21 protein-coding genes and 1 tRNA gene are annotated in these 26,153 nt (G+C 69.3%); 10 read left to right on the top strand and 12 right to left on the bottom strand.

Translation table 11 applies throughout. From position 1 onward, the window contains the following. The first annotated feature begins 38 nt into the window (after positions 1 to 38). From ACF1G2_RS06225 to ACF1G2_RS06200, 6 genes are all read left to right on the top strand, one after another. Positions 39 to 4,811 (top strand): sacsin N-terminal ATP-binding-like domain-containing protein, encoded by a 4,773-nt coding sequence (locus ACF1G2_RS06225; protein WP_391797140.1) that lies wholly within the window; start codon positions 39 to 41, stop codon positions 4,809 to 4,811. Beyond that, the gene (locus ACF1G2_RS06220; protein ID WP_391797139.1) at positions 4,808 to 6,712 is read left to right on the top strand and encodes a UvrD-helicase domain-containing protein; all 1,905 of its coding nucleotides are present in this window, start codon (positions 4,808 to 4,810) and stop codon (positions 6,710 to 6,712) included. Before ACF1G2_RS06225 ends, ACF1G2_RS06220 begins: the two co-directional genes overlap by 4 nt. Then, entirely contained in the window at positions 6,709 to 9,966 is a 3,258-nt protein-coding gene (locus ACF1G2_RS06215; RefSeq protein ID WP_391797138.1) for a helicase-related protein, read from the top strand. The genes ACF1G2_RS06220 and ACF1G2_RS06215 overlap by 4 nt, the downstream gene beginning before the upstream one ends. Beyond that, a complete protein-coding gene (gene drmB, locus ACF1G2_RS06210) occupies positions 9,963 to 11,825 on the top strand; it encodes a DrmB family protein (protein ID WP_391797137.1) in 1,863 nt (620 codons plus the stop codon). Before ACF1G2_RS06215 ends, drmB begins: the two co-directional genes overlap by 4 nt. A gap of 316 nt (positions 11,826 to 12,141) precedes the next feature. Then, complete coding sequence (locus ACF1G2_RS06205; protein ID WP_391797136.1) at positions 12,142 to 12,849, top strand: excalibur calcium-binding domain-containing protein; 708 nt, start codon at positions 12,142 to 12,144, stop codon at positions 12,847 to 12,849. A 76-nt stretch (positions 12,850 to 12,925) separates the two neighbouring features. Further along, positions 12,926 to 13,231, top strand: a complete 306-nt coding sequence (locus ACF1G2_RS06200) for a hypothetical protein (protein ID WP_391797135.1) — start codon at positions 12,926 to 12,928, stop codon at positions 13,229 to 13,231. A gap of 268 nt (positions 13,232 to 13,499) precedes the next feature. Here ACF1G2_RS06200 and ACF1G2_RS06195 read toward each other — a convergent pair whose 3' ends face one another. The 4 genes from ACF1G2_RS06195 to ACF1G2_RS06180 all read right to left on the bottom strand — a co-directional run bounded on the left by ACF1G2_RS06195 (position 13,500) and on the right by ACF1G2_RS06180 (position 17,750). Next, positions 13,500 to 15,044 (bottom strand): DUF445 family protein, encoded by a 1,545-nt coding sequence (locus ACF1G2_RS06195; protein ID WP_391797570.1) that lies wholly within the window; start codon positions 15,042 to 15,044, stop codon positions 13,500 to 13,502. 26 nt (positions 15,045 to 15,070) lie between these two features. Next, positions 15,071 to 16,054 carry an ATP-binding cassette domain-containing protein gene (locus tag ACF1G2_RS06190; protein WP_391797134.1) on the bottom strand — a complete coding sequence of 328 codons (984 nt, stop codon included), beginning with the start codon at positions 16,052 to 16,054 and terminating at the stop codon, positions 15,071 to 15,073. Positions 16,055 to 16,057: 3 nt separating this feature from the next. Next, positions 16,058 to 16,834, bottom strand: coding sequence for an ABC transporter permease (locus tag ACF1G2_RS06185; RefSeq protein ID WP_391797569.1), 777 nt, complete (start codon positions 16,832 to 16,834; stop codon positions 16,058 to 16,060). 115 nt (positions 16,835 to 16,949) lie between these two features. Further along, entirely contained in the window at positions 16,950 to 17,750 is an 801-nt protein-coding gene (locus tag ACF1G2_RS06180) for an ABC transporter permease (RefSeq protein WP_391797568.1), read from the bottom strand. A gap of 171 nt (positions 17,751 to 17,921) precedes the next feature. Between ACF1G2_RS06180 and ACF1G2_RS06175 the strand changes: the two genes are divergently transcribed. Continuing rightward, the gene (locus ACF1G2_RS06175) at positions 17,922 to 20,300 is read left to right on the top strand and encodes a transglycosylase domain-containing protein (protein ID WP_391797133.1); all 2,379 of its coding nucleotides are present in this window, start codon (positions 17,922 to 17,924) and stop codon (positions 20,298 to 20,300) included. On the opposite strand, the gene ACF1G2_RS06170 is transcribed toward ACF1G2_RS06175, so the two are convergent. From ACF1G2_RS06170 to ACF1G2_RS06160, 3 genes are all read right to left on the bottom strand, one after another. Continuing rightward, entirely contained in the window at positions 20,294 to 20,614 is a 321-nt protein-coding gene (locus ACF1G2_RS06170) for a multidrug efflux SMR transporter (RefSeq protein WP_189805276.1), read from the bottom strand. The two genes, ACF1G2_RS06175 and ACF1G2_RS06170, sit on opposite strands and share 7 nt — an antisense overlap. A gap of 194 nt (positions 20,615 to 20,808) precedes the next feature. After that, positions 20,809 to 21,147 carry a co-chaperone GroES gene (locus tag ACF1G2_RS06165; protein ID WP_189600978.1) on the bottom strand — a complete coding sequence of 113 codons (339 nt, stop codon included), beginning with the start codon at positions 21,145 to 21,147 and terminating at the stop codon, positions 20,809 to 20,811. 46 nt (positions 21,148 to 21,193) lie between these two features. Next, positions 21,194 to 21,514, bottom strand: coding sequence for a DUF3618 domain-containing protein (locus tag ACF1G2_RS06160; RefSeq protein WP_391797132.1), 321 nt, complete (start codon positions 21,512 to 21,514; stop codon positions 21,194 to 21,196). A gap of 121 nt (positions 21,515 to 21,635) precedes the next feature. Between ACF1G2_RS06160 and bcp the strand changes: the two genes are divergently transcribed. Both bcp and ACF1G2_RS06150 read left to right on the top strand, forming a co-directional pair. Beyond that, the gene (bcp, locus tag ACF1G2_RS06155; protein ID WP_361439529.1) at positions 21,636 to 22,109 is read left to right on the top strand and encodes a thioredoxin-dependent thiol peroxidase; all 474 of its coding nucleotides are present in this window, start codon (positions 21,636 to 21,638) and stop codon (positions 22,107 to 22,109) included. 172 nt (positions 22,110 to 22,281) lie between these two features. After that, positions 22,282 to 22,908, top strand: a complete 627-nt coding sequence (locus ACF1G2_RS06150; RefSeq protein ID WP_391797131.1) for an HNH endonuclease signature motif containing protein — start codon at positions 22,282 to 22,284, stop codon at positions 22,906 to 22,908. 206 nt (positions 22,909 to 23,114) lie between these two features. On the opposite strand, the gene ACF1G2_RS06145 is transcribed toward ACF1G2_RS06150, so the two are convergent. Further along, positions 23,115 to 23,303 (bottom strand): hypothetical protein, encoded by a 189-nt coding sequence (locus tag ACF1G2_RS06145; protein ID WP_391797130.1) that lies wholly within the window; start codon positions 23,301 to 23,303, stop codon positions 23,115 to 23,117. Positions 23,304 to 23,753: 450 nt separating this feature from the next. On the opposite strand from ACF1G2_RS06145, the gene ACF1G2_RS06140 reads away from it, so the two are divergent. Then, positions 23,754 to 23,829 (top strand) — tRNA-Leu (locus tag ACF1G2_RS06140). Between the two features lie 49 nt (positions 23,830 to 23,878). Here ACF1G2_RS06140 and rdgB read toward each other — a convergent pair. The 4 genes from rdgB to ACF1G2_RS06120 form a co-directional block, all read right to left on the bottom strand. Beyond that, positions 23,879 to 24,481, bottom strand: coding sequence for an RdgB/HAM1 family non-canonical purine NTP pyrophosphatase (gene rdgB, locus ACF1G2_RS06135; RefSeq protein ID WP_391797129.1), 603 nt, complete (start codon positions 24,479 to 24,481; stop codon positions 23,879 to 23,881). Positions 24,482 to 24,489: 8 nt separating this feature from the next. Next, positions 24,490 to 24,846, bottom strand: coding sequence for a hypothetical protein (locus ACF1G2_RS06130; RefSeq protein ID WP_391797567.1), 357 nt, complete (start codon positions 24,844 to 24,846; stop codon positions 24,490 to 24,492). 104 nt (positions 24,847 to 24,950) lie between these two features. Then, a complete protein-coding gene (gene rph, locus ACF1G2_RS06125) occupies positions 24,951 to 25,682 on the bottom strand; it encodes a ribonuclease PH (protein WP_391797128.1) in 732 nt (243 codons plus the stop codon). A 72-nt stretch (positions 25,683 to 25,754) separates the two neighbouring features. Then, the gene (locus tag ACF1G2_RS06120) at positions 25,755 to 26,015 is read right to left on the bottom strand and encodes a glucose PTS transporter subunit EIIB (protein ID WP_391797127.1); all 261 of its coding nucleotides are present in this window, start codon (positions 26,013 to 26,015) and stop codon (positions 25,755 to 25,757) included. Positions 26,016 to 26,153: the final 138 nt, after the last annotated feature.

Below are 26,153 nucleotides of genomic sequence, written 5' to 3'. Positions count from 1 at the left end.
CTCCACCCGGCCCTCGACATCCCAGGAGTGCAGAAGCAATGTCGTCGTCGTCCTCAACCGTGATCGAAACCGTTCTCGAGCAGTCGTCCCGCGTCCTGCAGACTTACGCCGTGGACCCCGGTCTCGTGGCCGAGCACGCCAATGGCGAGCGCCGCATCACTCAGGGCGGATATGGCGATCGACAGCTTTTCGAGCTCGTCCAGAATGCCGCGGACGAAATCTCGCACGAGTCCGGTGGACGCGTACATGTCGTCCTCACCGAAACTCATCTTTACTGCGCCAACGAGGGAAATCCGGTGACCCCGGAAGGGGCGGAAACAATTCTTCGAATGAGCATGTCGAAGAAGCGCGGAGGGCAGATCGGGCGATTCGGGGTGGGAGTCAAATCAGTCCTTGTAGTGACCGATGCACCGGAGTTCTTCAGTAACACTGGCAGCTTCGGTTTCGACCGCGCATGGTCGTACCAGCAGATAGAGGCCGTGCCCGGCGTGACGGCACGCTACGGTCCGGAGTTCGACGCGCCCGTCCTGCGCATGGCCCGCCCCCTCGACATGCAGACCGAGCGCGCTTCCGACCACGTCCTGCACGAGCTACTGTCCTGGGCGACCACCGTCGTCCGCCTGCCCCTGCTGCCCAAGGCCGACAACCGGCTGGCCCGGGACATGCACGGCGGCCGTGCCAAGGACCACGGCGAGCCCCGCGAGGAGTTTCCGGTCGGTTTCCAGCTCTTCTCGCCGCACGTCACCAAGGTCGTGCTGGAGGACCGTCGACCCCGCCCCGTTGCCCGTCGAACACTGACCACCCAGCAGGCCAGCAACCTGCACACGGTGGTCGAGGAGCGGACCGGGAAGGCCATCACCACCGAGCGGTGGCGAGTGTTCACCATCGCCTACGAGCCTGGTCCAGCAGCCCGTGCGGACGCAGGCGAACTCCACGACAGAGTCTCGCTCGACCTCGCCTGGGGCGCCCCTGCTCTGGAGAAGGACCCCGAGAGCGGCCTGTACGTCAACCCACGCTCCCGCGGTCGTGGCAAGTTCTGGTCCTTCTTTCCGACCAAATACGAGATGTCGCTGAGCGGCATCCTCAACGGTGCCTGGAAGACGAACGAGGACCGACAGAACCTGCTCGACTCCTCTCCCTTCAATCAGGAGATGATCCGGGTGGCGGCGCAGTTGGTCGTCGACTCACTCCCCGAGCTCGCACCCGCCGAGGACCCGGCCGCCTATCTCCCGCTGCTTCCGGGCCGTGCCAAGGAAGCGATCAGCTGGGCCGACGAGTTCCTGACCGCAGAGATCTGGAACCACACTGCTGACCGCCCTTCGCTTCCCGATCAGAACGGTGTTCTGCGCAGGCCGGCGGAGCTGCGGGCCCACCCCCGCCCCAAGGACCCGAAGAAGGAGGCCAAGGCTCTCGCCCGCTGGCTGCGGATGTGGCACGCGTGCCCTGACCGTCCGTCGAACTGGCTGCACCCGAGTGTCGAGGAGGATTCGCTCCGTTCCGGAAAGGTCGAACACATCCTCGGCGCCGCCAAGCACCGGCGAGCGGACGTCCGCGAATGGCTGGAGGCCCTCGTGGAGAGCGGCACCGCTGAAGCCTCCGCCACGGCGATCCGCATCTTCGCCGACATGATCGATACCCAATCCCCTTTCGTCGAGGAGGCCCGCAAGGCGCACATCGTCCTCACCGAGGAGCATGGCCTGGTCCCGCCCGTGCACGGCAAGGTGTTCCGTCGAGCCGACCAGGGCGGACTCCGCGAGTCCTTGGTGTACGTGGTCGACGAGCTCGCCGACGACCCCTCCCTGGCACACGCACTCAACGCCCTCGGGATTCGGGAGGCCGATGTCGAAGGCCGGTTCGTCAGCGTTCTCGACCAAGGCTTCGACCACTACAGCGACCCGGACTGGGAACGGTTCTGGGAGCTGTTCCGCCAGGCCGGGGTCCGTCGGCTCGCCCACAAGGTCCTGGAGCGCGTGCCCACCCCGCGCTCGACGCTCCGTGTGCGGACCGCGGACGGACGGTTCCGGCCGGTCGAGGACTGCATGCTGCCCGGTGCCGTGGTCGACGCGGAGCGCGACCCTGCCATCGCCGTGGACACGGCGTACCACTCCGACGACGCCCCCTTCTTCTCCCAGGTCGGCCTGCGGGAACGACCGTCCGGTGGTGTGCAACCCAAGGCGGACGAGGCCTGGTTCGAGGAATACCGAGGAGCCGTCCACGCCGCATACCTGCGCAGCCTGGACACCCGCGCACCGCGCCCCACGCTTGCACGTATGCGGGTCGAGGGTGCCGCAATCGGCGGACCGCTCCACATCTTCCCTGCCTTGTCCGAGGAGTCACGCGCGGCCTTCCTGAGAGTGCTGCCCGACGACGCCGTGGTGGACAACTGGACGCGCCAGGTCGGCGCACAGACCAACACCCGGCAGGCCGTGACCTCACCCATCCGATGGATGCTGAGGAGGTACGGCGTGGTTTTCACCTCGCAGGGGATCAAGTCGCTGAAGGAGGCCGTCGGCCCCCAACTCGGTGCCTATCGCGACGTTCTGCCCGTGGCCGACATCTCTCCCGAGAAGGCCCGCAAATTGCGGCTGCCGACCACGGTCGACGAGGTCCCCTCCGACCGCTGGGACGCGCTCCTCGACGAGGTGTCCCGAAGCGAGGACGACTCCTTCGTCGGTGCCACCTACGTGATGCTGACCCGATTCGGTGCGGACTTCCCGGAGGAGTCCCTGACCCGGTGCCGGATAGGCGACACCTGGGACACCCGCCCCGACGACGAGATCACTCTCGCCGTCAATGCTGCCGAGTACCGGACTCTCCGTGCCGAGCAGCTGCCGGCGCTGCTCGTACCGTCCGCCGAGGACGCCGAGCTGATGGTCGAGAAGTGGGGCATGCTCCGTTACGCCGACGTGATCAGCCGCGAGACCCGGGAGGTCGCCGAGGGGGATCCGGTGCCACTCGTCGAGCTGTACCCAGCCCTGCGCCAGCGCCTGAACAGTGGGAACCGGAACAGCCTGGTGCAGCGCTGCGCCGACCTGGAGGAGATCACCCGCACGCCCAACGGCACACACGCCACCCCGCTGAAGGCGGTCAGCCAGGACGGTCTCGTAAAGATCCGTGTCCCGCTCGACCCCGAGTCGATGCTGATCCTGGTCGACCAGGAACTCGGACTCGGTCTCGGAGCAGCCGGTTGCCGGGCCGTCCTGGAACACCAGGAGCGTATGGCGCGGGACAGCGCGACGCAGGCCGCGCAGAAGGCCGTACGCGACGCCGAGGACGTGGTCGAGAAGATCGAGCTGCTGGTCGGGGCGGATGCGTTGCGTGCCGGACTCCCCGAGGGGTTGATGGAGGCCGAGCTGCAGGCGAACGAGGGTGAGGAACCGTCCGGGCGTCGGATCGCACAGATGGCGTTCAACGCACATGGCGACGGAGTGCTCCAGCAGCATGCCCGGGACATCCAGGCTCGCTTCCACAACGCACCGGTCGGCTATACAGGTTCGTCGGTCGCGGTCGCCTTCGTCTCGGACCTGAAACTGCCCGTCGCGTTCGCCGGTTCGAGGACCCCGACCCCTCCTCCGTTCGAGACGGTCGAAGGCCCCCGGGACTTTCCGAGCCTCCACGGATATCAGGAGGACCTGGTCCGAAGCATCTCGACCATGCTCGACCGGCTGGCTCCCCAGCGCGGCATGCTGTCCCTTCCCACCGGCGCTGGTAAGACCCGGGTGACGGCCGAGGCCGTGATTCGTTGGGTCAAGCGGGTCGGTGACCTCAAGGGTCCCCTGCTGTGGATCGCACAGACCGAGGAGCTGTGTGAACAGGCAGCACAGAGCTGGAAGTTCGTCTGGAGCAAGGTGGGAGCCGAGCGTCCACTCACGATCAGCCGGCTGTGGAGCAGCAATGAGGTCGGGAACATCGTCGACCACCCCCATCTGGTCATCGCCACCGACGCCAAGCTGGAGCGGTGCCTGGGCACCGACCAGTACTCCTGGCTACGGCAGGCCGCTCTGGTGATCGTGGACGAGGCGCACACCGCCATCTCCAAGCGGTACACCGAGATCCTGGGTCGGTTGGGGCTCACCCAGTACGAGACCGGTCGCCACCTGATCGGGCTGACGGCGACCCCGTTCCGTAACACGAACGAGGAGGAGACCCGCCGTCTGGTCAACCGATTCGGCAACCGCCGGCTCGACGAGGGTGTCTTCCCGTCCGGAGACCCGTACCGAGACCTGCAGGAGTGGGGGATGCTCGCTCAGGTCGAGCACCGCACCCTGCAGGGTGGCAAAATCGAACTGACCAGGGACGAGAAGACCCACGCCGACCGTATGGCGATGCTCTCTCGCTCCGCCGAGCAGCGGCTCGCAGACGACCACGAGCGAAGCCGCCGCATCGTCGACGAAGTGGCAGAGCTACCCGACGATTGGCCGACGCTGCTCTTCGCCACCTCCGTGGACCACGCGAAGTACCTGGCGGCCATGCTCAACGACCGCGGCATCCGATCCACTGCTGTCGATTCGACCACCAGCCCACAGGACCGGCGCACCCGTATCGAGAATTTCCGAAACGGCCGCATCCGTGTGCTCACCAACTACGGTGTTCTCACCCAGGGTTTCGACGCGCCGGCCACGCGTGTCGTGGTCGTGGCCAGGCCGGTCTACAGCACCAACGTGTACCAGCAGATGATCGGCCGCGGCCTCCGGGGCCCGCGGAACGGCGGCAAGGACAGCTGCCTGATCCTCAACGTCAGCGACAACATCGAGAACTTCGACACCAAGCTCGCCTTCACCCAGTTCGAGCATCTCTGGAGCCGTTCGTGACCGACGCCTACCTCGACAGTCCTCCGCTCAGCGAAGAGCAGCGGGCCGTGGTGGAGCAACCCTGGGACGCTCGCGTCCTGGTGACCGCCGGAGCAGGCGCCGGCAAGACTCACACGCTGGTGCGCCGGCTCGATGCCCTGTGCACGAACGAGGGCCCCGAGGGGGCCCTGGAAGCCTCCGAGATCCTCGTGCTCACGTTCTCCCGGGCCGCGGCGAGGGAACTTCGCGAACGGATCGCCCGGCACGGTGAGCGCGCCCACCGGGTACGTGCTCAGACCTTCGACGCGTGGGCCTACGGGTTGCTGCGACAGGCCTACCCTGACAATGACTGGAGCACGGTCTCCTTCCTGGAGCGGATCGAGGCCGCTGCTCGTGCGGTCGAGAAGGGAGCTCTGGAGGCCGGCGACACCGTGCCTCCGGCACACGTCGTCATCGACGAGGTACAGGATCTGCTGGGCGCCCGCCGGGACCTCGTGGAGACACTGCTCGATCGCTACCAGGAAAGTTGCGGCTTCACCGTGGTCGGCGACGCAGCTCAATCGGTCTACGGCTTCCAGATCACGAACCCGAGCGAACGTGCCGACGAGACGGGGCGGTTCTTCGACTGGTTGCGCGCCTCGTACCCGGACGACCTCGTGGAACTGCAGCTGACGCAGAACTTCCGGGCCGCCACCCCGGAGGCTCGGACAGCGCTGGCACACGGGCCACGCCTCCAGAACCTCACGGATGCCGACGAGGCCTCCACTCTTTACGGGGAGATGCGCGATCTGCTCCTCGATCCGGCGAACAGCATGGGAGCCCTCACCGACCCGTTCACCCTCGAAGGACTGCGCGACTTCCCCGACACATGCGCGATCCTCACCCGCGACAACCGTCAGGCGCTCGTCGTCTCGGAGCTGCTGCACGAACGCGGCGTAGCGCACCGCCTGCGTCGGCCCCTGGAGGACCGTCCGGTCCCGTACTGGGTGGCCGAACTGCTGCGTCGCACGGAGTCCGCGACGCTCTCCGAGGACCGGTTCCGAGGGCTGCTGGCGGAGATACCTCTGCCGTACGAGGCGGACCCGGAAGCTGTGTGGGCCGCACTACGGCGCGTCGCGCGGGGGCCCGGCCGAGGCGTCCTCGATCTGGATCGTCTGCGGCGCCTCGTCGCCGACGGCCGGTTCCCGGATGAATTGGCCGATCCGGAGAGGGAACGCATTGTGGTCTCCACGGTGCACCAGTCCAAGGGGCTGGAGTTCCACCGCGTGATCATCCTCGCCCCGCCGACCGTCGCCGAGTTGCAGCGGCAGTTCAAGGAGGATCTCGACCTCCCGGCCGAGGCCCGCGCCCTGTACGTGTCCCTGACGCGCGCCCGTGAGGACCTGTATCACACCGATCATCCGGATCTGCCCAGCTTCAAACGGACCGGTGCCAGGAAGAACAGCCGCATGTTCTTGGGCGGTTGGCGGTCGTACGACCGGTACGGGATCGTCGGCGAGGCCGGTGACGTGTGCACGGACAGCCCTCCCGGCCACGAGTCCGATGCCGTGGCGACTCAGACCTACCTCGTGGAGCGCGTCGCCCCCGGCCACGAGGTGGTCCTTCGCAGGCTCCACGACCTGCCGCTCGGCGAGTGGCAGAGCCCTCCGTACGTTCTCCTGCACAACGGCCGGGAGATCGGCGAGGTCTCGGAGCGGTTCCGGCAGGACCTGTTCCAGGTCCAGAAGGTGAACCGCACGTGGGAACCCTGGTGGCCCGACGAGATCCACGGGCTGCGCGTCGACACCCTGGAATCCGTTGCCGGCAGCACCGCTGCCGGGGCCAACGCAGGCCTTGGTGACCGCGGCGTGTGGACGGTGCCCCGGATCACCGGAATCGGAAGGTACCGACGGGCGGACGACAACGAGGAGCAGCGCGCATGAGTGACACGGAGAACCGCCACGCCGAGCATTACCGCGTCCGGGACGAGGATCTGCTGATGGGCCTGCGCCGCGAGCTGCTGGGTCCGGAACCGGGCGCCGCTCCGCAGGACCGGGAGGAAGTCCTCACCCAGGACGCGCCGATCGACCGTTACTTGGCCGGTGTCCTCTATCCGAGGTCGGCTGACCCGCAAGCCGAGCAGCGGCTGGCCGAGGACGAGGCGGAGCACCAAGGCCTGGACGTCACCCCCCTGCGCGCCCGCGACAACGTGGAGGAATCCGGCACCGCCCAGGAGGTCGGAGCCGCCGGCTCCCGCCGGCCCTCCTCGATGGGGATCACCTTCGCGATCGACCCGGCCATAAGCGACTCCGTCGTGGTCCGTGCGAGAGCCGCCGCCTACCGTCCCACGGACTCGGACGGCAAGCCCGTCCCGGCTCGTCGCGCAGAGGCGCGCACCACCTCCGACCAGCAAGAACACTGGCGACGCGAAGAACTCACCCTTCCGGCCACCACGGTGGAGGTGACAACGCCTGCGCCCGACCTCCGGTTCGACCTGGCCGACGGAGTCGGGCTACGGGTCAACGTACGGCGCCCCGACCCGTCAGTGGGCACGGTGACCGTCACGGTGACCCTGGTCAACACCCACAAGGTCGGCGAGCGGGAGCTGCAGGACGCGTTCTCCCTCTTCCAGTGCGGGCTCGTCGTCCGCGCGTACAACGGGTCCAGTGCCTTCGTCGAGCGTCCCGCCCCCGAGGTCGCGCACGACCCCGAGGTCGCCACCAGCCGCCTGCTGAACCGCCATGCACCGACCTTCGCCGTCGGACACGGCTGTGCCGCCGAATGGGACTGGACGCCACCACCGATCGGCATGACGGATTCGCGGCGGGCAGGTGTCCCCGAGGTGCGAAGCGAGTTCGTGCCGACCGTGGAGGTACTGCTCACCGACTCCAATCCGGAGATCGACAGCTCCGCCCTGTCCATGCTCGGTCTGGCCGAGCGCCCGGCTACGGAGGTTCTGGCTGCCCTGGAAGCGCTCGCCACGGGCTACGAACGGTGGATCGAGCGCAAGCAGGACGAGGCCGACGCCCTGGTCGGCAAGGCGTACGAGAAAGCAGCGCGCGACCAGGTCGACGCCTGCCGTGAGGCGCTGGGCAGGATCCGCGAGGGCATCGACCTGCTGCGCAGCAAGCCGGACCTGATGAAGGCGTTCCGCCTGGCCAACCGGGCCATGGCCGACCAGCGTGCCCGTAGCGCCTGGGTGAAGCGCGGCCGCGAAGGCTCCCCAGAGCCGGGCAAGGGCTACTGGCGGCCGTTCCAGATCGCTTTCGTCCTGCTCTGCGTGGCCGGCATCGACGACCCTGCGCATCGCGACCGCAAGATCTCCGACCTCCTGTGGTTTCCCACCGGTGGTGGCAAGACCGAGGCCTACCTCGGCCTGATCGCACTCACGTCCTTCTTGCGTCGGATCCGGCTCGGTGCGAACGGAGGCGGCGTCACGGTACTGATGCGGTACACGCTGCGACTGCTGACCCTTCAGCAGTTCGAGCGCGCCACGATCCTGCTCTGCGCCATGGAGCGGATGCGTCGCGGGGACGTGTCCGAGCTGGGATCCGAGCCGTTCTCCCTCGGCATGTGGGTCGGCGAATCGGCCACTCCCAACAAGCTCAAGGTCGCGAGGGACCAACTGGACGAACTCCACAAGGATCTGGACAAGCGCCTCGCGACAAAGAATCCGGTCCAACTGCACGCCTGCCCTTGGTGCGGCACCCGCTTGGACGCTCGCGCGTACAAGGTGGACGAGATTGCGAAGCGCATGCATGTTCGCTGCCCGGGCACGGGCTGCGACTTCGCGACCGGTCTGCCGGTCCATCTGATCGACGAGGCCGTGTACGACGCCCGGCCGACGCTGGTCATCGCCACTGTCGACAAGTTCGCTTCCATGCCCTGGCGTCCGGACACCGCAGCCCTGTTCAACCGAAACGACCCGAGCGACGACACGCCGCCGCCCGAGCTGATCGTCCAAGACGAACTCCACCTCATCTCGGGGCCCTTGGGGACACTCACGGGCCTCTACGAGACCGCGGTCGACGCGCTCGCCAAGCGTCCCAAGGTCATCGCCTCTACGGCGACCATCCGGCGCGCTGCCGACCAGGGACTCAGTCTCTTCAATCGCGACGTCCGCCAGTTCCCTCCCGCGGGCCTGGACTCCAGGGATTCGTGGTTCGCCGTGGAGACCCCCCGCGAGGACAAGGCCAGCCGCCGTTACGTGGGTCTCCTCGCCCCCGGCACCAGCCAGTCCACCCTCCTCATCCGCACCTACGCGACCTTGCTGCACCGGGCGCAGCAGGCGGAGACCTCCGACGACGTTCGTGACGCGTACTGGAGCCTGGTCGGCTATTTCAACAGCCTCCGACTGCTCTCCGCCGCGGAGTTGCAGGTCCACGACGACGTGGTGGCGTATCTGGAACTTTTGGCGGCGCGTGAGGGGAGCACCACGCGTTCCATCGGCAACTACTCGGAGCTCACCAGTCGCATCGACGCCAGTGAGATCCCCGCCCGCCTCAAGGGCATCGAGCGCGCGATCCCCGACCCCGACGTCGTCGACGTCCTCCTGGCCACCAACATGATCGCCGTCGGTGTCGATGTGGACCGGCTCGGTCTGATGGCCGTGATGGGCCAGCCGCAGACCACTGCCGAGTACATCCAGGCAACCAGCCGCGTCGGCCGCTCCCATCCCGGCCTCGTCGCCGTGATGCTCAACGCAACCCGCTCACGCGACCGCTCCCACTACGAGAACTTCCTCCGCTTCCACTCCGCGCTGTACCGCGAGGTCGAGTCGACCTCGGTCACCCCCTTCTCCGCCCGCGCACGCGAACGCGGCCTGCACGCGGTGATCGTCGCTCTGACCCGGATCATCATCCCGGAGGCTCGCGCCAACGACGCAGCAGGCAGAGTCGAGTCGTACGAGCACCGCATCCGCGAAGAGATCAAGCCCATCCTCATCGATCGAGTCAGCACCGTCACCCCCGAGGAGGGCAACGCCGTCTCCCGTGCCTTCGACGAGTTCCTCGAGTGGTGGCGCGACGAAGCCGACATCCACAACGGCCTGCTCTTCGAACCACTGAAGGGAAGGCGTATCCCCTCCCTTCTCCAGCCGTACGACGACGAGGCCGAGAACGCCCAGGCCTGGCCCACCTTGTGGAGCCTGCGCGATGTCGATGCCGAGTCAGCCCTCTTCATGGAGGCCACCCGATGACCCCGCCCCCCGCGCGCCGTCGCCGATCCGGCGCGAACGACTCAGCGCCCTTCCACAACCTTGCGCGTCGCGGCGCGATCCGCCGCGCGCAGGCGATCACCACATACGGCGTCGGTTCCCTGATCGCGGTCGACCAGGAGTCCTTCGTCGTCTCCGGCCTGGACGGTGCGGATGAGAACTGGAACACGGACGAGGCGCCTCGCATCTACGAACGTCGACTCGCTCGCATCCTCAAGGTCGAGCACTTCAGGTTGCCGCCCGCGTCCGATGAGCACAGCAGAGACGGCATCCGGGTCCGACGTTTTCCTCTCATGCATTCCTGCTCTGATTGCAACGAACTGCGTAGGCATCGCGAATTCAACCCTCCGCCCGGCAGGAGCGTCTGCGGCACGTGCGAGACTGACCTGGTTCCGTCCCGCTTCGTGATCGCCTGCGAGGCCGGTCACCTCGACGAATTCCCTTACTGGTCCTGGGTCCACCGCGCCGCAGGGCGCGGCACGACCACTGCAGGCCAGTGTGGCGGCACTCTCATGCTGCGCACCTCGGGTCGAAGCGCCTCTCTCCGCTCGATCCTCGTGTCGTGCAGCTGCGGGGTGCCCGAGGTGTCGATGGAGGGTTCCTTCCGCAGGAGCGCACTCAAGGACCTCGGTCTGCGTTGTCGCGGCACCCGCCCGTGGCTCGGCACGTCTGTCCCGGCGGAGGGATGCAGCCGCACCCCGCGCACCCTCCAACGCGGTTCTTCCACCGTCTGGCAGCCAGTGCTCAAGTCCGCGCTCTCCATTCCGCCGTGGAGCGACGGACGGGCGGACCCGCTCGCTCCGTACTGGAACCGGTTGCGAGGTCTGAGTGATCGCGCCGAGGTCGAGACATGTCTCAAGTTCCTCTTCGGGGACGAGTGCCCGGTCCCTGTCGACGAGGTGATCGAACTACTGGCCGCCGAGCAGGAGGAGGACACCACCGGAGACGAGGAACGCTCCTTCGACCACCACTACCGAGCCCTGCGCAACAAGGAGTACGAGCGGCTGCGCACAGGCAACGACGAGCGCGAACGGTCACGCCAGGAACAGTTCATCTGTGAGAAACCGCTCGGCAACCCGGCGGCTCTGGACGGCCTCGGGATCACCGGGCCCATGCTGGTCAAGAAGCTCCGCGAGGTCCGCGCGCTCAAGGCGTTCACCCGGCTCACCGACCCGGACTCCATTGCCGAAGGCGATGAGGCCGCGCTCTCCTCGAAGCCTCTGAACTGGCTGCCTGCCATGGAGGTTCGAGGGGAGGGCGTCTTCCTCAGGCTGCGCGAGGATCACCTGGCTGTCTGGGAGAGCGTTCCCGCCGTGGCCGCGCGCGCCGAGCGCATACGCACGGCGCACCGCCGGATGATGGAACAAAGGGCCTCCGACCCCACACAGGTACAACCCTCTCCCGCCACCCCTCGCATGGTGCTGCTCCACACCCTGGCCCACGTGCTGATCAACGAGTGGAGCCTCGACGCCGGCTACCCGGCCGCGGCCCTCCGCGAGCGCCTCTACGCCGACGAGGAAATGGCGGGGCTGCTCGTCTACACCGCCACGAGCGACTCCGCGGGAAGTCTGGGCGGCCTGGTCGCTCAAGGTGAGCCCGAGAGGCTTGCCGACGCTGTCCGGTCGGCTGTCCGCCGGGCTTCCTGGTGTTCCGCGGATCCGTTGTGCATCGAGACCGAGGTCTCCGGCAGCGGTGGAACGAACCTGGCCGCCTGCCACGCCTGCGTGATGCTCCCGGAGACCAGCTGCGAGCACAACAACACCTTGCTCGACCGCGTGTTGCTCGTCGGCACCCCGGAGGATCCTCACCTGGGCTTCTTCTCGGGCATCCTGGCTCGCTGAGATCCGGAAGACATCGGGGCGGGCCCCGTCGACGAGCAAAGGCCCGCACCGATGCCTCGCCGCCGCCCAGGGGCTTAGAGAAAATGATCTTCACGTTAAGTTCACGATTCCATCACACCGCGCCCGCGGGCGTGGCAGCATCGGTGGCTTCTTCGTCTCCGGAAATGGCGTGGGGCTTGTTGTGCGTGCCAGAGCGATCGTTGGGGTGGCGGCGTTGGCTGTCGGGGTGCTCTCGGGGTGTGGGGGTGGTGGGGCTGGTGACGGTAAGCGGGTGGCGGCGGCGGAGGCCAGTGCCACTGCCACTGCGCCGGGGATCGTGTTGAAGCTCGTCGATGACGAGGAGAGCGCCGAGGACGCCGAGATCGTCGTGGACGTGCTCGGCAACGACACCGCGACCGAGGCATCCGGTGGGGGCGAGAAGCCGCTTGCCAGTGTGCTGGACGCGAGCGAGTACGAACTGACCGTCGACTCGCCGCCCGCTCATGGCACCGCCGAGGTCGACGGCTCCTCCATCAGCTACACGCCGGCCGCGGGATACGTGGGCGAGGACGAGTTCACCTACCGGGTCGCCCAGAGCTCCCCGGGAACGGCTCGGGGCACCGCCGTCGTGCGCATCACCGTCGCCGCTCCCGTCGTCACGCCCAGCCCCACCCCCACCCCCACCCCCACGCCCACGTCCGTGCCGACGCCGACCCGTACGAAGAAGGTGGCGCCGCCGGTCATCTATCCGAACTGCGACGCCGCACGTGCCGCCGGCGCAGCGCCCGTGCGGCGGGGTGATGCCGGGTACGGGAGCCATCTCGACCGTGACGGGGACGGGGTGGGATGCGAGCCGTACTCCGGTGGCTCCGGAGGGTCCGGAGGGTCCACCGGCGGGAGCAGCAGTGGAGGTGGCGGCAGCAGCACGTACTACGCCAACTGCAGCGCCGCCCGGGACGCCGGCGCCGCGCCCGTGCGCCGTGGGGATCCCGGGTACGGGCGGCACCTCGACCGGGATGGGGACGGGGTCGGGTGTGAGGGGTGAGGGGTGAGGGGTGAGGGGTCAGGGGTGAAGTTAGGCTCGTCAGTCCTAGACCGTCAGCCGTGAGAGAGGCTCTCCCATGCCCCGCATCCCCGCCCCCGCCATAGCCGCCGCCGGGCTCGTCGGTGGGTACGCCGTCGCTCGGTGGACCAAGAAGCGGCCGCTCGGGGGCGTCGTGCTCGCCGCCGCCGGGGGGCTTGCCGCGCGGGAGTGGCAGCAGGTGGCCGGCGGGAAGGCCGCCGCCGCGCTCACCGGGGCGTACGTCGCCGCCTTCGCCGGGTCGCACCCGCTCGCGAAGAAGGTCGGCGCCTGGCCCGCCGTGTTCTCCGTCGCCGGGGCCATGGCCGGCGCCTCCTGGGCCGTCACCCGCAACAGCAAAAGCTGAACCCGGCAGCCAGCGGGCCGTCACCCGCAACAGCGAGGGCTGAGCCCCGGAGACTCGTCCGCCGTCGGCCGGCCGCCGGAGCGACAACAGGAGAAGGAACGAGGGCGTTGAACGCCCCGCCCGTCCCGTGCGTACTAGACGGTGCCCTCCCCATGAGCGCTGGGCGGGCGGGTCCCCTACCCCCTGGCCCGCCCAGCGCGTGGCCCACCGGTGCGCCCCGAACCCTCACTCACAGCGGGGCCACCGGTGCCGTCCACAGGCGGCGACGTCAGCCGCCCAGTGCGTGGCTCACCGTGTAGATCAGCAGGCCCGCCAGCGCGCCCACCACCGTGCCGTTGATGCGGATGAACTGGAGGTCCCGGCCGATGTTCGCCTCGATCTTCTTCGAGGTCTGGTCCGCGTCCCAGCTCGCCACCGTGTCGCTGATCAGCGACGTGATCTCCGTGCGGTACGTCGTGACCACATAGGCCGCCGCGTCCTCCGCCCACCCCTCGACCTTCGTCTGCAGGCGGGTGTCCGTCACCAGCCTGCCGCCCAGGGAGATCAGCGACGCCCGCGCCCGCAGCCGGAGCTGGCTGCGCTCGTCCTCGGCCGCCGCGATGATCATTCCGCGTACCGACGCCCACGCCGAGGCGATGATGTCCTGCACCTCCGGACGTGCAAGCAGTTCGCCCTTCAGGCGCTCCACCCGCGCCCTGGTCTCCGTGTCGCCCTGGAGGTCGGCCGCGAAGTCCGTCAGGAAGCGGTCGATCGCGCCGCGCGCCGGGTGCCCCGGCATGTCCCGCATCTCCGTGACGAAGCGCAGCAGCTCCTTGTAGACCCGCTCGCCCACCTTGCGGTCCACGAACCGCGGCGTCCAGCCCGGCGCACCGCCCTGGACCGCGTCCATCACCGAGTCCGCGTGGAAGACGAGCCAGTCGTGCGCCCGCGTGCACACCAGGTCCACCGCCCGGCGGTGCGCCCCGTCCGTGACGATCTTCTCCAGCGTCTTGCCGATGCCCGGCGCGACCTCCGCCGCCTCCGCCCGCCGCGTGATCGCCTCGCCGACCACCGCCTGGACGTCCGCGTCCCGAAGCACCGTCAGGGCACCCCGGAGCGCCGTCGACAGTTCGCGCGTCACCCTGTCGGCGTGGTCCGGCTCCGCCAGCCACGCCCCCAGGCGGCCCGCGATGCCCAGCGCCTGCAGCCGTCCCCGTACGACGTCCGCCGACAGGAAGTTCTCGCCGACGAACGAGCCCAGCGTCGTCCCCAGCTGGTCCTTCTTCGTCGGGATGATCGCCGTGTGCGGGATCGGCAGCCCCAGGGGGCGCCGGAACAGCGCCGTCACCGCGAACCAGTCCGCCAGCGCGCCCACCATGCCGGCCTCCGCCGCCGCCGCCACGTACCCGGCCCAGGCGCCCCACCCCGCGTTCTCCGCCCAGGTCGCCAGGGCGTAGATCACCGCGACCAGGAGGAGGAGGCCGGTCGCGAGGGCTTTCATACGGCGGACCCCGCGGTGCCGCTCCGCGTCCGCCGCCGTGTACGCGAACGCCACCAGCGGCCGTCGCACCGCCTCGCGCACAGCCGTGCGCCCCGTCCCGCCCCCGGCCGAAGCGTCCGCAGGTACGCCCGACCCCGCGCCCGCAGGGACGCCCGGCGTCCCGCTCCCGGCCGAAGCGCCGGACGTCGCGCCCGGCGTCCCGTCCGCAGGTCCGCCCGGCGTCCCGCTCCCGGCCGAAGCGCCGGACGTCGCGCCCGGCGTCCCGTCCGCAGGTCCGCCCGGCGTCCCGCTCCCGGACTCGCCCCCCGCCCCGCTGCCGGGCTCGCGCCTCATGTCGCTCATCACCCCACCTCCCTACATCAGGGACTTCCCGGGCGCACCTCAAGTTCCCGATCCCCGTACATCTTCGCGATCACTGCCTCGATGTCCGGTTCCCGCACCGACAGATCCACCAGGGGGTACGCCTGCGCCACCGCGGCCACCAGCGGCGCCGCCGACGCCGAGGCGGGGAAGGCGAGGACCTGCCGCACCCCGCCGCCCTCCGACCGTACGAACCGCGCGCCCGGGATCTCGATCGGCGGCAGCTCCCGCGCGAGGTCCACCACGAGCTGGCGCTCGCTCGCACCTATCCCGTGCAGCCCCGCCAGCTCCCCGTCGTACATCAGCCGCCCGTGGTCGATCACCATCACGCGCCTGCACAGCTGCTCGATGTCCGTCAGGTCGTGGGTGGTCAGCAGGACGGTCGTGCCGCGCGAGGCGTTGAGCTCGCGCAGGAACTCCCGTACCCGCGCCTTCGACACCACGTCGAGGCCGATCGTCGGCTCGTCCAGGTACAGCACGTCCGGGTCGTGCAGCAGGGCCGCCGCGATGTCGCCGCGCATCCGCTGCCCGAGGGAGAGCTGCCGTACGGGGACGTCGAGCAGTTCGCCCAGTTCGAGCAGTTCCACGCAGCGGGCGAGATCGGCGGCGAACCGATCGTCCGGGATCCGGTACATCCGGTGCATCAGCCGGTACGAGTCCATCAGCGGCAGGTCCCACCAGAGCGTCGTCCGCTGCCCGAACACCACCCCGATCCGCTGCGCGAGCCGTCTCCGCTCCCGCGCCGGGTCGATCCCCGCGACCCGCAGCCGGCCCCCGCTCGGCGTCAGGATGCCCGTCAGCATCTTGATCGTCGTCGACTTCCCCGCGCCGTTCGGGCCGATGTAGCCGACCATCTCGCCGCGCTCCACGCCGAAGGAGATCCCGTCGACCGCCCGCACCTCACGCTTCTCGCGGCGCAGCAGCCCCGCCCGTCTGCGGACGGTGAAGACCTTCTCCACACCGTCCAGCTCGATGAAGGCCATGCCTCAGCTCCCTGTGCTTCGATACGAACGGAGTCCGACGCGCCACGCCCAGCCCGCGAGGACGCACGCCACGAGCGCCACCAGCGGCGACGCGAACGCCAGCGGGGACGGCACACCGGCCGGAGCGGGCCGCCCCAGCACGTACAGCGCCGGCAGCCAGCTCACGAACGCCAGCGGTACGACGTACACGACACCCCGCACCAGCTCCTGCGCGAAGATCACCGGCGGGTACTGAAGGAGCGTGTTGCCGCCGTACGTGAACGCGTTGGTCACCTCCGCCGCGTCCTGCGCCCAGAACAGCACCGACGCCCCCACCACCATCACCGCCGCGAAGATCACCGCGCCGCTCACCACCATCACCGGCAGGAGCAGCACCTTCACCGCCGTCCACTCCACGTCCAGCACGACCAGCGCCCAGACCAGCACGAACAGCCCCTGCGCCACCCGGCCGAGCCGCCGCAGCGCGAACTTGTCCGCCGCCACCTGGGCGAGCACCGGCGCCGGCCGCATCAGGAACAGGTCGAGCGAGCCGTCCCGCACCCGCCGGCCCATCCGCTGGAGCGAGCCCATCGTCAGGTCCGCGATCCCGAAGGAGGTGCCGGCCGTCCCGTACAGGAACGCGACCTCGGCGAAGGAGAAGCCGCCGAGGCCCCGCACCTGACCGAACATCAGCAGGATGACGACGAAGTCGAAGAACGTGACGCAGAAGGAGGTGAAGAGAGTCAGGGCGAAGGACGCGCGGTAGGTCATCGTCGAGCGGATCCACATCCCGGCGACCATCCGGTACGTACGCCAGGCCTCCCGCGGCGCGGACGGCTCCTCGGCCGTGCTGGGCTCACCCACCCTGCACCCGGCCGTGCTGGACTCACCCACGCTGCACCCGGCCGTCCTGGGCTCACCCACCCTGCACCACCACCTTCCGCGTCGCCAGCGACTGCGCCAGCCGTCCCGTGAGCAGCAGCGCCACCGCCCAGCAGAGCTGGAAGCCGTACGCCCCGAGGAGTCCCCACCCCTCGTACCGCTCCAGGTACACGTCCGCCGGGATCTGGAGCATCGACGCCCACGGCAGCATCCGCGCCACCTCGCCCAGCGCGCCCGGGAAGACGTTCAGCGGCAGCAGCATCCCGGAGAAGAACAGCCCGCCCAGCCACGCCACCTGCACCACGCCCTGACCGTCCATCAGCCAGAACGCGGACATCGCGACCAGGTACCAGATCGCGAAACCGACCGTCGCCCCCAGCGCGATCGCCAGCAGGAACGCGAACCAGGTCGAGGGCCGCGTCGGAAGCCGGAAGTCGAAGGCGAGCGCCCCGACCGCCATCGGCACCACCCCGCGGCCGAGCAGTTGATAGGCGCAGCGGCCCGCGTTGGCCGAGAACCACCAGGCCTGGAGGTCCGCCGGCCGGTAGAGGTCGACGGCGATGTCACCCGTACGGATGCGCTCGATCAGCTCGTCCTCGAAGCCGCCGCCCATCATCCCGCACACCGCGATCAGCCCCTGGCCGATCCACACATAGGCGAGCGCGTCCGCCATGTCGTAGCCGCCCAGATGGGGCCGCTCGTCCCACAGGGCCATATAGGTGTACGCCAGGATGAATCCGAAGACGGTGTTGGTGAACAGCCCCGCCGCCGTCGCCATCCGGTACGTGGCATGGCGCCGGAAGCCACCCGCGGCCACCGTCGCGTACAGCCGCAGCATGTCGCGCGCTCCCTTCCTCCTGGCACCGACCACACCAAAGCGCACGACCCTAGTGGCGCGTACTGCGCCACCGCGACTCCTTTTCGAGTCGCATTCCTCAGGTTCTGTCCCGTTACGTGCACTATGGGGAAGGCCATGCCTCCTTCATCCGGTACGGGAGTTCCAGACATGCGCGACGACCAGCCAGCCCCTGCACACCGGCCCGGCTGGACGCCGAGGGACCCCACCGTCCCCGCCACACCCCCACCCGCGCCCCCCGGCGCCCCCGGGCGCGCACGGCGCTCGCGCCCCCGGCGCATCCTGCGGGCGCTGTTCCGCACCGCCCTCTTCGGCACCCTGCTGCTCGCCGCCGCGTTCGTCGCCGGGTACCTGCTCGTCGACATCCCGCCCGCCAACGCCACGGCGACCGCCCAGTCCAACGTGTACCTCTACCGCGACGGCAGCCAGATCGCCCGCGACGGCGAGGTCAACCGCGAGAACGTGCGCCTCGCGCACATCCCCCTCACCGTCCAGCACGCCGTACTCGCCGCCGAGGACCGCGACTTCTCCTCCGCACGCGCCGTCGACCCCAAGGCCATGGTCCGCGCCGCCTGGAACACCCTCACCGGCAAGGGCCGCCAGTCCGGCTCCACCATCACCCAGCAGTACGTCAAGAACTACTACCTCGGCCAGGAACAGACCGTCACCCGCAAGGTGAAGGAGTTCTTCATCGCGATCAAGCTCAACCGCGAGAAGAGCAAGGACGAGATCCTCGAGGGATACCTGAACACCAGTTACTTCGGCCGCAACGCCTACGGGATCCAGGCCGCCGCCCGCGCCTACTACGGCAAGGAGGCCGCCGAACTCGACACCGGCGAAGGCGCCTACCTCGCCTCGCTCCTCAACGCCCCCAGCGCCTACGACGTCGCCACCCACCCCGAGAACCGGCCGCGCGCGCTCGCCCGCTGGAACTACGTCCTGGACGGCATGGTCAAGGAGCGCTGGCTCTCCCGCACCGACCGCGCCACCGCTTCCTTCCCCACCCCCCAGACCGCACGCCCCGCCACCGGACTCTCCGGACAGCGCGGCTACATCGTCCAGGCCGTCGAGGACTACCTCACCGCCAACGGCGTCCTCGACGAGAACACCCTCGCCGGCGGCGGCTACCGCATCACCACCACCCTGGAGAGGGAGAAGCAGGACGCCTTCGTCACCGCCGTCGACGACAAGGTCATGTCCCGGATCGACCCCGCGAACAACCCCGTCGACCGGTACGTACGGGTCGGCGGCGCGGCGATCGAACCGTCCACCGGCCGCGTCGTCGCCATGTACGGCGGCATCGACTACACCCGGCAGTACGTCAACAACGCCACCCGGCGCGACTACCAGGTCGGCTCCACCTTCAAGCCCTTCGTCCTCACCGCCGCGATCGAACACACCTCGCTCACCCAGGACGGCGAGCCGATCACCCCGAACACCTACTACGACGGCGCCGACAAGCGGCCGGTGGAGGGCTGGCCCGGCGCCCACTACGCCCCCGCCAACGAGGACGACGCGTCGTACGGCGCCATCACCGTCCGCACCGCCACCGACGACTCGGTCAACGCCGTGTACGCGCAGATGGCCGTGGACGTCGGGCCCGCGAGGGTCAAGGAGACCGCCGTCGCCCTCGGCCTCCCCGCCCGCACCCCCGACCTCAACGGCACCCCCTCCATCGCGCTGGGCCCCGCCACCGCGAGCGCACTCGACATGGCCGAGGCCTACGCCACCCTCGCCAACCACGGCCGCCACGGCACGTACACGCTCGTCGAGCGCATCACCAAGGACGGCCAGGACCTGAACCTCCCGTCATCCGACCCCCGGCAGGTGGTCAGCAGGGAGGCCGCCGACACGACGACGCACGTCCTGCGGAGCGTCGTGGAGAGCGGTACGGGAACGGCGGCGCTGGCCGCCGGACGCCCGGCCGCCGGCAAGACGGGCACCGCCGAGGACGACAAGGCCGCCTGGTTCGCGGGCTACACCCCGGACCTCGCGACCGTCGTCACGGTCATGGGCCAGGACCCCGACACGGGCGAGCAGAAGCCGCTGTACGGCGCGCTCGGCCAGAACCGGATCAACGGCGGCGGCACGCCCGCCGAGATCTGGGGCCACTTCACCCGGGAGGCGCTGGCCGGGACGGAGGCGCGCGACTTCGAACTCGAGCTGGGCGAGGGGGCGGAGGAGTGGCTGGAGCCGCTGGATCCTCCTCAGCCGGAAGGGCCGGCCGAAGAGGGGCAGGAGGAGGACGAGGAGCAGCTGGGCCAGGCCGGCCCGAGGGCACCACGGCAGCCGCGACAGCCCGAGCCGCCCGAGGCACCTCAGGCACCTCAGCTGCCGCGGCAGGAGGCGGAGCCGCCGACCCGGCCCGAGACCATCCAGCCGGACCAGCAGCCACCGCGACCGGAGACGGGAACGGGAACGGCGACAGCGACGGGAACGGAGACCGGGACGGGGGCGCCGGAACAGGGGCCGCCACGGCCGCCACGGCCGGAGACGTTCCAGCCGGCCCTGCGGCCGCCGGGTCAGTGACCCGAGGTCGCCTTCAGCCCCACCACGGCCACGAGCAGCAGACAGACGAAGAAGATCCGCGCGGCGGTCGCCGGCTCACCGAGCACCACCATGCCGAGCACCGCCGCGCCGGCCGCGCCGATCCCGACCCACACGCCGTACGCCGTACCGATCGGCAGCGTCTTGGCGGCCTGCGACAGCAGCAGCATCGAGGCGACGATCCCGGCGCCCGTGAAGACGCTCGGCCAGAGACGGGTGAACCCGTCCGTGTACTTCATGCCGATGGACCAGCCGACCTCGAGCAGACCGGCGACGATGAGAAGAACCCAGGCCATGACGGCGAACACCTCCGCGAGACGGAACAACAGGGGTGCGTCGTCTTTGCGTACTGCGGTGCAGCGGGCCCGGTACGGCGCGTCTCGTCGGGTGTGTCCAGGGTAGCAAGGAGAAGACGAAAGGCCTGGTGACACCGGTCACCAGGCCTCAGCACGGAGTGCTGCGGAGTCCAGGGGCGGGGCCCACGGGAGTCCTACAGATACAGCCCGGTGGTGTCCTTCGAACCCTCGAACCGGTCCGCGGCCACCGCGTGCAGGTCGCGCTCCCGCATCAGGACGTACGCGACGCCCCGCACCTCGACCTCGGCACGGTCCTCCGGGTCGTACAGCACCCGGTCGCCGGTCTCGACCGTGCGGACGTTCTGGCCGACCGCGACGACCTCGGCCCAGGCCAGCCGGCGGCCGACGGCGGCGGTCGCCGGAATGAGGATGCCGCCGCCCGAGCGCCGCTCCCCCTCCGGGGAGTCGGTCCGGACCAGGACACGGTCGTGGAGCATCCGGATGGGCAGCTTGTCGTGGGTGTTCTCGCTCACGGCTCGAACCTACCTGCCCGGGGGTGTCGGACGTACTCGGGAGGGGTCATCCCTTGCGCTTGCGCGTCGACACCGCGAGCAGCCCGACGAGCGCGACGGCGACGAGGGCCACCGGAACCACGCGCTCCAAGCGGGGCGCGCCGTCCTCGCGGGTGAACCGTGCCTTCACGTCCGACACCGTCCGGTTCACGGCGACGAACGCCCGCCCGGCGGTCTGGTCGACCGTGGAGGCGACCTTCGCCTTCGCGTCACCGATGATCGTCTTCGGATGCATCCGAATGCCGATCTCGTCGAGAGTCTCGGCAAGCTGCTCGCGCCGACGGACGATGTCCGCCTCGATCTGTGCAGGGGTCCTGGCCTCCGACACCGCGCTGCCTCCGTAGTCGTAATCGGTCGTTGACGGACAGTCTCTCAGTTTCTCGGTCCGCGGTCTGTCTCAGGCCCCCATTAGGCTCGGTCGTGTACGCGCAGACACCCCGAGGAGAGCCATGAGCGAGCGACTTCAGCCCGGCGACACCGCCCCCGCCTTCACCCTGCCCGACGCGGACGGCAACGAGGTCTCGCTCGCGGACCACAAGGGCCGCAAGGTCATCGTCTACTTCTACCCGGCAGCGCTTACCCCCGGCTGCACCAAGCAGGCCTGCGACTTCACGGACAACCTGGAGCTGCTGGCGGGCGCGGGCTACGACGTGATCGGCGTGTCGCCGGACAAGCCGGAGAAGCTGGCGAAGTTCCGCGAGCAGGAGCACCTGAAGGTGACGCTGGTCGGCGACCCGTCGAAGGAGACGCTGGAGGCGTACGGCGCCTTCGGCGAGAAGAAGCTGTACGGCAAGACGGTGACGGGCGTGATCCGCTCGACGGTGATCGTCGACGAGGACGGCAAGGTGGAGCGCGCGCTCTACAACGTGAAGGCGACGGGCCACGTCGCCAAGATCATCAAGGACCTGGCCATCGAGGCCTGAGCCCCGCGACACGCCACCCGAGGCCCCGGCACCCCCGGAACGGCCCGCACGCTTCCCGAAGCGGTGCGGGCCGTTCCGCATTCCGGACGGATGATGACGTGACCGTCCGATATTCGGCTCGTTACTCCGTACGAGACCACGAACAGGTGGCCGGGACGGAGGGGCGGCAAGGATGCCGGAAAGTCCGTACACGAGGGAACGGCTCGCGGAGGCGGCGAGCGCGTCGAGGACGCTGACGGAGGCGCTGGGGAAGCTGGGGGTGGATCCACGGAGCGGGACGCGGCGGTATCTGCGCGACCGTATGCGGAGGCTGGGGGTGGACACGTCGCACTTCGAGCGGGAGGGGGCGAGGTGGACGCGGGAGGTGCTGGAGCCGGTGGTGGCGGTGTCGACCAGCATCCAGGACGTGCTGCGCCGCCTGGGGATCGATGCCGTAGGCGGCCACCACACGCACATCAGCCGACGTGTGGCCGTCCTCGGGATCAATACGACCCACTTCACCACGCGCCGAGGTCGGCCCAAAGGCTCGCTGGGTAGCCCGCTCCGCCTGCGCCGCCCGGAGGATGGCAGGGTTCCCGGCCGACGCCTACGTCGCCACCTCCTCCTCGAAGGAGTCGAGGAGCGTTGCTCGATGTGCGGCACGGGGCCGGAGTGGAACGGCAAGCCGCTGCAGCTCGAGGTGGACCACATCAACGCCGAGTGGTGGGACAACCGCCTTGGGAACCTTCGGTTCCTCTGCCCCAACTGCCATGCGGTGACGGACACGTACCGAGGCCGCAGGCGGAGGAGCCGAGGATGACCGCAGTCGTCTACACCCGCGATCTGCTCGAACGAACCGCCGCGGTATCCGCCAGCATGGTCGACCTCATGCGCAGGTTGGGGGCCCCGCTGGGCAGCGGGCCACGTGGCTACCTGGTCAGACGGCTCAGGCACTACGGCATCGACACCTCGCATTTCCAGGAAGAAGCCCTCCCACAACGGCCACGTCGCTCGTACACAAGGGCACTACTGGCCGAGGCGGCAGCTCAGTCGCGCAGCATCCGCGAGATGATCGAGTTCATGGGGTACTCGCCGCGCGACTGTCCCTACGGTCACATCCGCAAGAAGCTCGATCAGTTCGGGATCGATACCTCGCACTTCCTCAAAAGGCGCACCGACAGCGCCGTATGCCTGCCTCACGATCAGCTCGCGCACGCGGTGGCATGCTCCAGGAGCCTCGCCGGGGTGCTCAGGCAGCTTGGTCTGCCCGCCAACGGAGCAGGCCGGGAGCGCGTGAAGCGCAGCATGGCCGCATACGGCATCTCTGCCGAGCACTTCGTCGGGCAGGCGCACCAGCGAGGCACACCATCCCGGAGCCGCAAATCACCGGCAGCAATCCTCGTCCGGCTGCAGCCGGGCGCCTCCCGCACCAAGACGGCTCAACTACGTCGCGCTCTGGATGAGCTGGGCGTTCCGCACGTGTGCGCGGACTGCGGAGTCGGCGACACCTGGCAAGGCAGGCGCCTTGTTCTGGAGATCGATCACAGAAGCGGCGACCGTCTCGACAACCGTGTCGAGAACCTCCGGTACCTGTGCCCGTCCTGCCACAGCCAGACCAGCACCTTCTCGAAGCGCCGTGCCGGAGCACAGTACAGTGGGCGCCGCGGGTCCGTACCCCAGCTGGCCAAGAGGGCGCCGGTTTAGGTCCGGTGTGTCGTGGGTTCGAGTCCCACCGGGCCCACTTCGAAGGGGCGCGACACCCACCGGGTGTCGCGCCCTTCCTGTCCGCCTCAGCCCAGCAGCTCCCTGACCACCGGTACCAGCGCCCTGAAGGCCTTCCCCCGGTGGCTGATCGCGTTCTTCTCGTCCGGGGTGAGTTCCGCGCACGTCACGTCGTAGCCGTCCGGCTGGAGGATCGGGTCGTAGCCGAAGCCGTTCGTGCCGGTCGGGGTGTGGCGCAGCACCCCTCGCATCTGGCCTTCGACCACGCGTTCCGTGCCGTCGGGAAGGGCCAGGGCCGCCGCGCAGGCGAAGTGGGCGGCTCGGTGGGGGTCGTCGATGTCGGAGAGCTGGGCCAGGAGCAGGTCCAGGTTGGCGCGGTCGTTGCCGTGGGTGCCGGACCAGCGGGCCGAGAAGATGCCCGGGGCGCCGTTGAGGACGTCGACGCAGAGGCCGGAGTCGTCGGCGACGGCCGGCAGGCCGGTGGCCTGGGCCAGGGCGTGGGCCTTGAGGAGGGCGTTCTCGGCGAAGGTGACGCCGGTCTCCTTGACGTCGGGGATCTCCGGGTACGCGTCCGCGCCGACGAGGTCGTGGGTGAGGCCTGCGTCGGCGAGGATCGCGTGGAGTTCGGTGATCTTCCCGGCGTTGCGGGTGGCGAGGATCAGACGGGTCATGCTCCCGATTATCCCGGGGTGCAGACCTTCCCGATCTCGGTGGCCGCGTCGGTGACCGGCTTGATGTCCGGGGTGGTGTCGCCGTTGTTGACGGCGGTCTTCACGGATTCGACGCCCTTGGTCAGGTCGTCGACGGCCTTGGAGAGGTCCGCGTTGTCGGTGGTGTCCTGGAGCTTGCCGAGCTCCGTGGATATCTCGTTCAGGGCCTCGTTGAGCTGCGTCGGGTCGTTGGAGGCGTTGGAGACCGCCTGCGAGAGCTTGTCGACGCTGGTGGCTATCGCGTCGGCGGTGGCGACACAGTCCATCGCCTTGTCGAGTGCTCCGCAGCCGACGAGGGTGGTGGTGAGTACGGCTGCCGAGGCCATGGCGAGTGCGAGTCGGCGCTTCAAGACGGGTCCTCCCCGAGGGATATGGATGACGGGCGTACGGTCCTGCCGTACGCCCGTGTCCATGAAGACGCCGCTGGGGCCTACAGAGTTCCTTCGAGGGCCTGGCGCTGGATCTCGGCGAGTTCGGCGCAGCCGCCGGAGGCGAGGTCGAGGAGGGCGTTGAGCTCCTTGCGGTCGAAGGGCTCGGCCTCGGCGGTGCCCTGGACCTCGACGAAGCGGCCGTCGCCGGTGCAGACGACGTTCATGTCGGTCTCGGCGCGGACGTCCTCCTCGTAGCAGAGGTCGAGGAGGGGGGTGCCGTCGACGATGCCGACGGAGACGGCGCCGACGGTGCCGGTGAGGGGCTTGCGGCCGGCCTTGACGAGCTTCTTGCCCTGGGCCCAGGTGACGGCGTCGGCGAGGGCGACGTAGGCGCCGGTGATGGCGGCGGTGCGGGTGCCGCCGTCGGCCTGGAGGACGTCGCAGTCGAGGACGATGGTGTTCTCGCCGAGGGCCTTGTAGTCGATGACGGCGCGCAGGGAGCGGCCGATGAGGCGGGAGATCTCGTGCGTGCGGCCGCCGATCTTGCCGCGGACGGATTCGCGGTCGCCGCGGGTGTTGGTGGCGCGCGGGAGCATGGAGTACTCGCCGGTGACCCAGCCTTCGCCGCTGCCCTTGCGCCAGCGAGGGACGCCTTCGGTGACGGAGGCGGTGCAGAAGACCTTGGTGTCGCCGAAGGAGATGAGGACGGAGCCCTCGGCGTGCTTGCTCCATCCGCGTTCGATGGTGACGGGGCGGAGCTGTTCGGGGGTACGGCCGTCGATACGAGACATGTTCCGAGCGTAGCCGTACGCGGAGGGGCCCGGTCCCCTGCCGGACCGGGCCCCTGCGGCCGATGGGGCTGGTTACATCATGTCTTCGATGTCGGCGGCGATCGGGTCGGCGTCGGTGCCGATGACGACCTGGATCGCGGTGCCCATCTTGACGACGCCGTGGGCGCCGGCGGCCTTGAGGGCGGCTTCGTCGACCTTGGAGGGGTCGACGACCTCGGTGCGCAGGCGGGTGATGCAGCCCTCGACCTCTTCGATGTTGTCGATGCCGCCGAGCCCGGCGACGATCTTCTCAGCCTTGCTGGCCATGTTTTCTCCCTGTCCGTTCCTGTTCAAAGAACGTGAGTCCCGGCGCACCGGTGGTCCGCTTTGTCACGTTAACCCACGGTTGGCCCAACTTCGCGAGCGAGTGCCCTCGTTCTGCCGAATGATGACGATCACCGGCGGCCTGCCCTCGGCGGGCTACGGGAGCCT

This window comes from Streptomyces sp. NPDC013457 (assembly GCF_043089925.1).
Classification (GTDB): Bacteria; Actinomycetota; Actinomycetes; order Streptomycetales; family Streptomycetaceae; genus Streptomyces.
The sequence above is the reverse complement of the archived record's forward strand: the minus strand, read 5'-3'. Positions and strand labels throughout refer to the sequence as shown.

Bases quoted from the DNA above. Each gene is read 5' to 3' on its own strand.
- ACF1G2_RS06225 (WP_391797140.1), top strand. From the start codon at position 39: ATGTCGTCGTCGTCCTCAACCGTGATCGAAACCGTTCTCGAGCAGTCG.
- ACF1G2_RS06215 (WP_391797138.1), top strand. From the start codon at position 6,709: ATGAGTGACACGGAGAACCGCCACGCCGAGCATTACCGCGTCCGGGAC.
- drmB (WP_391797137.1), top strand. From the start codon at position 9,963: ATGACCCCGCCCCCCGCGCGCCGTCGCCGATCCGGCGCGAACGACTCA.
- ACF1G2_RS06200 (WP_391797135.1), top strand. From the start codon at position 12,926: ATGCCCCGCATCCCCGCCCCCGCCATAGCCGCCGCCGGGCTCGTCGGT.
- ACF1G2_RS06195 (WP_391797570.1), bottom strand. From the start codon at position 15,044: ATGAGGCGCGAGCCCGGCAGCGGGGCGGGGGGCGAGTCCGGGAGCGGG.
- ACF1G2_RS06190 (WP_391797134.1), bottom strand. From the start codon at position 16,054: ATGGCCTTCATCGAGCTGGACGGTGTGGAGAAGGTCTTCACCGTCCGC.
- ACF1G2_RS06185 (WP_391797569.1), bottom strand. From the start codon at position 16,834: ATGGTCGCCGGGATGTGGATCCGCTCGACGATGACCTACCGCGCGTCC.
- ACF1G2_RS06175 (WP_391797133.1), top strand. From the start codon at position 17,922: ATGCGCGACGACCAGCCAGCCCCTGCACACCGGCCCGGCTGGACGCCG.
- ACF1G2_RS06170 (WP_189805276.1), bottom strand. From the start codon at position 20,614: ATGGCCTGGGTTCTTCTCATCGTCGCCGGTCTGCTCGAGGTCGGCTGG.
- bcp (WP_361439529.1), top strand. From the start codon at position 21,636: ATGAGCGAGCGACTTCAGCCCGGCGACACCGCCCCCGCCTTCACCCTG.
- ACF1G2_RS06150 (WP_391797131.1), top strand. From the start codon at position 22,282: ATGCCGGAAAGTCCGTACACGAGGGAACGGCTCGCGGAGGCGGCGAGC.
- rdgB (WP_391797129.1), bottom strand. From the start codon at position 24,481: ATGACCCGTCTGATCCTCGCCACCCGCAACGCCGGGAAGATCACCGAA.
- ACF1G2_RS06130 (WP_391797567.1), bottom strand. From the start codon at position 24,846: ATGGCCTCGGCAGCCGTACTCACCACCACCCTCGTCGGCTGCGGAGCA.
- rph (WP_391797128.1), bottom strand. From the start codon at position 25,682: ATGTCTCGTATCGACGGCCGTACCCCCGAACAGCTCCGCCCCGTCACC.